We start from the raw sequence: 6,000 nt of genomic DNA, 5'->3' as shown, positions 1-6,000 counted from the left end.
AAACGCCTGACGCTGGAACCACTTCAACTCCCGACCACCGGGTTCAGAGGGAGTTCGGTTGTCCTTTTTGGAGAATCTCCTCGAGTGGCGAGATGGCCGTTCACAACGGATGGGTCCTGGCAAGAACAGACATCCTAAACGGATGAGTGTGGGGGGACCGAAATTACCCTCCCGCTGCAAACGGATTAGTGATCCGCTGGGGTTGAGGACCGATGGAACCGAAGCGTACCATCACCTTGCTACGGTCACCGACCTCCGGCGACACCGTGGATGGGCTGTGCACTTCCGGCCCATTCTGCGCGTCCGCGGCAAACGGATTGATCACAAGGATGGGGCCCGAAACCTGACGATAATGGTCAGACGTTTTCGTTTTTGCCCGGGTCACTGACGAGTCATTCCCCGGTACGATCTCCCCTTTGGCCAACGCTTGCGCGATCCACCTGTAATTCCACCAGGTTTGTCGGGTCCACTGGTCACCGTAGCGCGCGATGTCCGAGCGATAGATCGCGCGTCCCCATCGATGGAGAGTCCGGTAAGAGAAGCTGATCACAGGAAACTGGGAGAAGTACGGCACCATGTTCGTTTCGTAAGGGAGGAGACCGCGGTCGAGAATACAGGCCGGAAGGTTGTTCGGCGTCCACGTATAGCCGGGCATTCCACGCCAAACGGGGTCACACCCATGGCTCGCAGAAAGGCTCGAGCATGCTGTTGCCGTGACAAGAAAGCAAGTCCATGTGATGCCCGAACAAAACGACATGGTTGTGACTCCTGTGTGGTGTCAGCCAATCGCCCACTGGCCCCATCTATTTTTCAGCTTAATCAACGAGGTTGGCGCAATCAAAAGGTCGGCTTCGTTCGCCGACCGGGGATCTGGCGAGACGCACTTTCTCCGCCAGTGTGTCAGGAACTCCACACCGCCATGATCGGCGAAATCCCGCCGACCGGGTTCTTTGTTCCTAACCGAATGTCAGAAAGGTCGCTCCACAATCGGACTGCAATCGCCAATGGGATCTTGGTCCTGACTCAGGTCTCCGTTAGCAAGGCGACTTTGCGCCATACCAGCAGAGTCCTGGTAGGACGAGCTGGACGCGCCGTCGGCTTCACAGTTGGGAATTTTGATCTCCCACGGGTGGGCGATAAAGTACGACTGGTCGAGGGAGATGACAGCTTCTACAACATCGCCCAATTCTGTGATCAGTCCATCGCGAACAGCGCTCAAACCGCCAACGATTCCGATGACGAGGATGGTAATCAAGAGGATCCATTCAAACGTGAGAACGCCCTCTTCCTGCTTCAAACGTGCCAGCAAGCGTGTCATTAAACTCGACCCTCCATTGCTAAACGTCAGAACATGCAAGCTACCAATTTCGACCCAATTCTCGTTCGCGTGGCGCCGATCCAATTCCCCGCATTCGGTTTCAAGTTTACCAATTTGAACAGACACCGGCGCACCACGACGCAATGATTTCCAAGCAAAGCCTGTGCCACGGCTTTGTCACTGACGCGGGCTTTGGGATAACAGATTGTTTGTTGGCCTGTTGTGCAACGGCTTATCGCGAAAGTGGCCATAATTTGTCGCATACGAGGGGAGCGAACATCAGCCGTCCTGAACGGTCGCTGTGCCAGCCCCTACGTCTGGTGTTCAGAAAAAGCAACATCGAGCGTCGTTAGAGGTTAACCGCACCGAACACGCTTGGCGTGGTCACTCGGCGCTTGGATCAAGTTCCAAATGGGCTTATCGTGCTGGATATGCGGGCGGCGGCAAGTGCGAGGGAACGCGCTTAATCGCTCGGGAATCTGTAATAGGGCGAGTGTGACGTAGGTTTTTGTAGAGCATCCTCAGTCGTTTCCCACCCGTGATCGGCTACATCCTGAACAAGGGCACCGGCCAGTCGTGCCTGCGGATTCTCTGTGAGTGCTGGCAATCCCAGCCGGCAATTCGACACGAACTGGTTGAGTGGCTTTCTGGGAGAGCGGAGGTCAGGAGTTAAGAATAGCGATTAGTATATGGACCATGATTCGGAAGTTCGTTGGCCCGGTGAACCATCTTGGATGGTCTGCAACAGATTGTTCCGGCAGGTGAAAGACCAGAGTACACAGTAAGCGCCACAGTGGTTTCGCCTGATTGGCTTCACGAGGTAAACCCATGAGCAAGATCAGCCGTTTGCTGCTGGAAAAAGAGATTCTGCTCGAGAGCGGAACGAATGAGTTGGAAATCCTCGTTTTCGACGTGGGGGATTATGTGTTTGGGGTGAACGTCGCCAAAGTCCGGGAAGTTCTACCGGCTCCGGAAATTACCCATCTCCCGGATGCCCATCCGAGCATTCGTGGCGTTTTCAAACTGAGAAACCAAGTTGTTCCGTGCGTCTCGTTGGCAGATTTTCTGGGCGTCTTTCGACACAACGGAGAAGCAGAAACGACCGCAATTCTCACGGATCTTAATCAGCAGCAGACGGCATTTCTGGTCGATAGGGTGGAGAAAATTCATCGCTTGAGCTGGGAAGATGTTCTGGCCGTGCCGGCCTGGCGAGATCTGTCCCAAACACCGGTGACGGCTTTGGCCCGATGTGGGGACCGTCTTATTCTCATGCTCGATTTTGAAATGATTCTGGACGAAGTGACCAGTCAGTATTTCCGCACTGCCTCCGTGGAGAATCCAGAGGGACTTCCGCGCCACGAGGCGACGATTGTCTTGGTGGAAGACTCGCCGACGGTTCGGGCAGCGATCCAGCAGACACTCTTGGGTAGTGGTTACTCTCAACTGGTTGTATTTGAGAATGGCAAGAAGGCCTGGGAATGGTTGGAACGGAAGATTGGTGAGCTGCAATCTGATCCTTCTTGCGGGAGTCGGCGCCTCCCGTGCGACCTACTCATCGCAGATATTGAGATGCCCCAGGTGGATGGCCTTCACCTGACGAAACGGATTAAAACCCATCCTCAATTGAGTAATATTCCAGTTCTTCTCTACTCCAGCATCATCACACCAGAAAATCGCCGAAAAGGGGAGGCTGTCGGCGCGGACGCCCAGGTCGCAAAGCCTGACCTCTGTCACGTCGTGGAATACGCTGACCACCTCATCTTTAAGTCAGGAACTTTACAGGCCCAGGATTGGAGCAGTCAGTCACCATCGGATTTGGCCGCCTCATGCTCCGCCCTAACCTGGCGCACGGAGAGTGAAGGCGTTAAGGAGGAGCAGGATGTAACGGCCCTCGATGGCCCGATTCCAAACACGGTCCATCTGGGGCAGGGACACAAGGTAGCTCAGGCCAAAGCAGCAGAAATTCCTGAGAATAGGAAATCGACTGATGCGAGAGATACGCGAGCCGATACAACAGTAGATGCGACGTCCGCGGAAATGCTTTCCAACCATCCGATTTGCTCAGTGAGCGAGAAGATAACCGATGCGACCGCAACGAAGCGTGCAGAGGGCACTTGCCAGTTTGACATGTCGGAGGATCAACCAAGCCGGGAGGAATATGAATTCGAGACTGCCAACTGCGTTGAACCGCCAGAAGGGGTAGATCATCATTTGTGGCAGACGTTCCTTCACGAATTGCATCATCGGTCACAGCTTTTGCGAGTGTCGATTGCGGAGTTGCGGAAAAAAGAAAATCAGAATCTCGCAAATAGTTTTGATATCGTGGTGGACCTGGCCCGAGGGCTCCATACTATTAAATCGGCTGCGATGGTGGTTCCGGTGGATGCGGTCGTGCGGGTGACACACTCCCTGGAGAGTCTCCTGGAGACAGCCACACGTCCCAATGTTGCTTGGGACGTCACACTGCTCCAGAGGTACTGCGACTGGCTGGATATGTTTCTGAACTGTGCCGGACTCACCTGGGTCGATCTAAATAAAGTCGGAGAAAATCTCCTTCACGACCTGGAAAAGATAATTCCGGCTGAAGTACCCGGGACATCCGTTCAGCAGTGACAGGAGAAAGGGCCTTTCGTGCCGGCGAGCTCCAAAGCCAGCGAATAGTCGCGATCGGTGAAGAACTCGATTTCGAGCGGGTAAAGTGCCTCGATCAGAGCGCTTGCAGAGTGCGGTCTTCGCTCGGGTATTCTTGCAAGAAGGCTCCGCAGCAACCGAACCAGCTCGTGCGGTAGCGTCCCTCGCATAATGCGTCCATTGGGGAGATGCCAGGTTCGATGCAGTGCGACCAACTCATCTAACGTCTTCGCGTTGAAGGGTCGCTGCCCGCAGAGCATTTCGTAAAGAATAACTCCCAAACTGTACAGATCGGACCGGGCGTCCGGCCTCCCGTGCATGGTCCACCACTCGGGCGCGATGTAATTGAGTGTTCCCGCGATAATTCGCCGGCGATCTTGAATTTCAGTCTGACGAACGCAGAAACCGAGGTCGATGAGGGTCACATGATAGTCGGAATTGACGATAATATTCTCTGGTTTAAGGTCGGCATGAATCCATCCCGCTGCGTGGAGAGCTGCCAGCCCCTCAGCGATTTGGCGTGTCAGCCATAGGGCCTCACCCGTTGGAAGGGCAGAGCGCCGACGAAGCAAGTCTCGCAGAGAAAGACCCTCAAGCCAGGGCATCACGAGATACTGAGGCTCCTGGCGTAACTGCCATGCAAGCACGGGTACGATGTGAGGATGTGTCACCATCCTCGCAACTTCGACTTCGCGAGTAAGGACTCGCTGGGCAAGTGGGGAACCGATACATTCCGGTCGGATTGTTTTGACCGCATATTGGGGTGGAGACCCTGGTGAAGCCGATACTGCCTGGGCTTGGTAAAGCCGCGTCCAGTTTCCTTCCGCTACCTGGCGGATAAGTACCCATTCGCCGAGGCGGCGTGGGCTGTCCGGTGGTTCTTGGTAAGAAGACCGCTTCGTGGTTCCGGCACGTAGGACAGTCATGATTGACTCGCGGCGTCGTAAGACACACAGCAGGCTGGAACGATCTAGCGCAAACATCGGCCAGCCTGGCCTTGGTGTGAAGTGTCGGTTCGTCCTCCAGTTCCTCTGCTACGACCGTTGGCAATGGTATGAACGGGACAGCCCGTTACGTAAACAGCACCGGACTGTGGGTTGCTCCCAGTTCTCTTGGCATATCCCGTACAATAGCAAATTGTGCTACTGTTCTTAATTGATGAAGATCGCTGGGCGGATCAGAAAGGATCTGTCTTCCTCATTTTTTTCAGATGCGTTACTGGGACCGCCACTGATGCTGGGCCGATACTTTGGTTTAACTCGCTATGCCCAATCGGAAGTGGTGACGGGCAATTCTTCAGAGGGCCTGTTACGGGTTATGCAGGTCACGAAAGTTTTCCAAATGGGGGAGGTCACATTAGAAGCCTTAAAAGACGTCAGTTTGGATATACATGAGGGAGAGTTCCTGGTCATTTTGGGGCCGAGTGGTTCGGGTAAGTCGACATTGCTCAATTTGATCGGGGGACTCGATAGGCCGACTGTGGGCCACGTGTTGTATCGAGGGATGGACCTTTCAGAGTTTTCCTATAGAAACCTCACATGGTATCGAAGAGAAGTGATCGGCTTTGTGTTCCAGTTTTACAATTTGATCGGCAATTTGACGGCGATTGAAAACGTCATGCTGGCAGCCAACCTTGTTCCCTCTCCGCTGGATCCCTTTGAGGTACTGGAAAAGGTTGGACTTTGGGAACGGGCCAACAGTTTCCCCTCCCAGATGTCGGGGGGAGAACAACAGCGGGTAGCCATTGCCCGAGCTTTAGTCAAGAATCCGCCCCTCCTTCTCTGCGATGAACCGACTGGCGCACTCGACGACGTGACAGGACGGCAGGTTCTGCGGTTGCTGCTGGACTTATGCCGCGAAATGAAAAAAACGGTGGTATTGATAACGCACAACACGGCGATTGCACAGATGGCCGATCGCGTTGTGCGGTTGCGAAGTGGACGGATTGTCGAGGTTTTCCAACAACCCCACCCGTTGCCGCCGGAACGCATTCAGTGGTAGCGCGGCAGATACTGCTGGGCAGGTTTTCTGTCCAAATTCTTAAAGCGAGC

General features: G+C 54.5%; 5 protein-coding genes. 2 read left to right on the top strand and 3 right to left on the bottom strand.

Features of this window, described 5'->3' with window-relative positions:
* Positions 1-163: 163 nt before the first annotated feature.
* Both ABJK56_RS04730 and ABJK56_RS04725 read right to left on the bottom strand, forming a co-directional pair.
* Positions 164-757: a hypothetical protein gene (locus ABJK56_RS04730; protein WP_347243514.1), complete on the bottom strand. Its 594-nt coding sequence runs from the start codon at positions 755-757 to the stop codon at positions 164-166.
* A gap of 210 nt (positions 758-967) precedes the next feature.
* On the bottom strand, positions 968-1,318 hold the full coding sequence (locus tag ABJK56_RS04725) for a hypothetical protein (RefSeq protein ID WP_347243513.1): 351 nt from the start codon (positions 1,316-1,318) through the stop codon (positions 968-970).
* Positions 1,319-2,146: 828 nt separating this feature from the next.
* On the opposite strand from ABJK56_RS04725, the gene ABJK56_RS04720 reads away from it, so the two are divergent.
* Positions 2,147-3,931 (top strand): chemotaxis protein, encoded by a 1,785-nt coding sequence (locus tag ABJK56_RS04720; RefSeq protein WP_347243512.1) that lies wholly within the window; start codon positions 2,147-2,149, stop codon positions 3,929-3,931.
* Here ABJK56_RS04720 and ABJK56_RS04715 read toward each other — a convergent pair.
* Positions 3,922-4,875: a serine/threonine-protein kinase gene (locus tag ABJK56_RS04715; protein ID WP_347243511.1), complete on the bottom strand. Its 954-nt coding sequence runs from the start codon at positions 4,873-4,875 to the stop codon at positions 3,922-3,924. The genes ABJK56_RS04720 and ABJK56_RS04715 overlap by 10 nt on opposite strands.
* Positions 4,876-5,182: 307 nt before the next feature.
* Between ABJK56_RS04715 and ABJK56_RS04710 the strand changes: the two genes are divergently transcribed.
* Complete coding sequence (locus tag ABJK56_RS04710; RefSeq protein ID WP_347243510.1) at positions 5,183-5,950, top strand: ABC transporter ATP-binding protein; 768 nt, start codon at positions 5,183-5,185, stop codon at positions 5,948-5,950.
* The last annotated feature ends 50 nt before the right edge of the window (positions 5,951-6,000 follow it).

The sequence above is a fragment of the Thermogutta sp. genome, from assembly GCF_039793925.1.
In the GTDB taxonomy this organism is placed as follows: domain Bacteria; phylum Planctomycetota; class Planctomycetia; order Pirellulales; family Thermoguttaceae; genus Thermogutta.
Note: the sequence above shows the minus strand (reverse complement) of the source record. Positions and strands in the feature narration are given on the sequence as shown.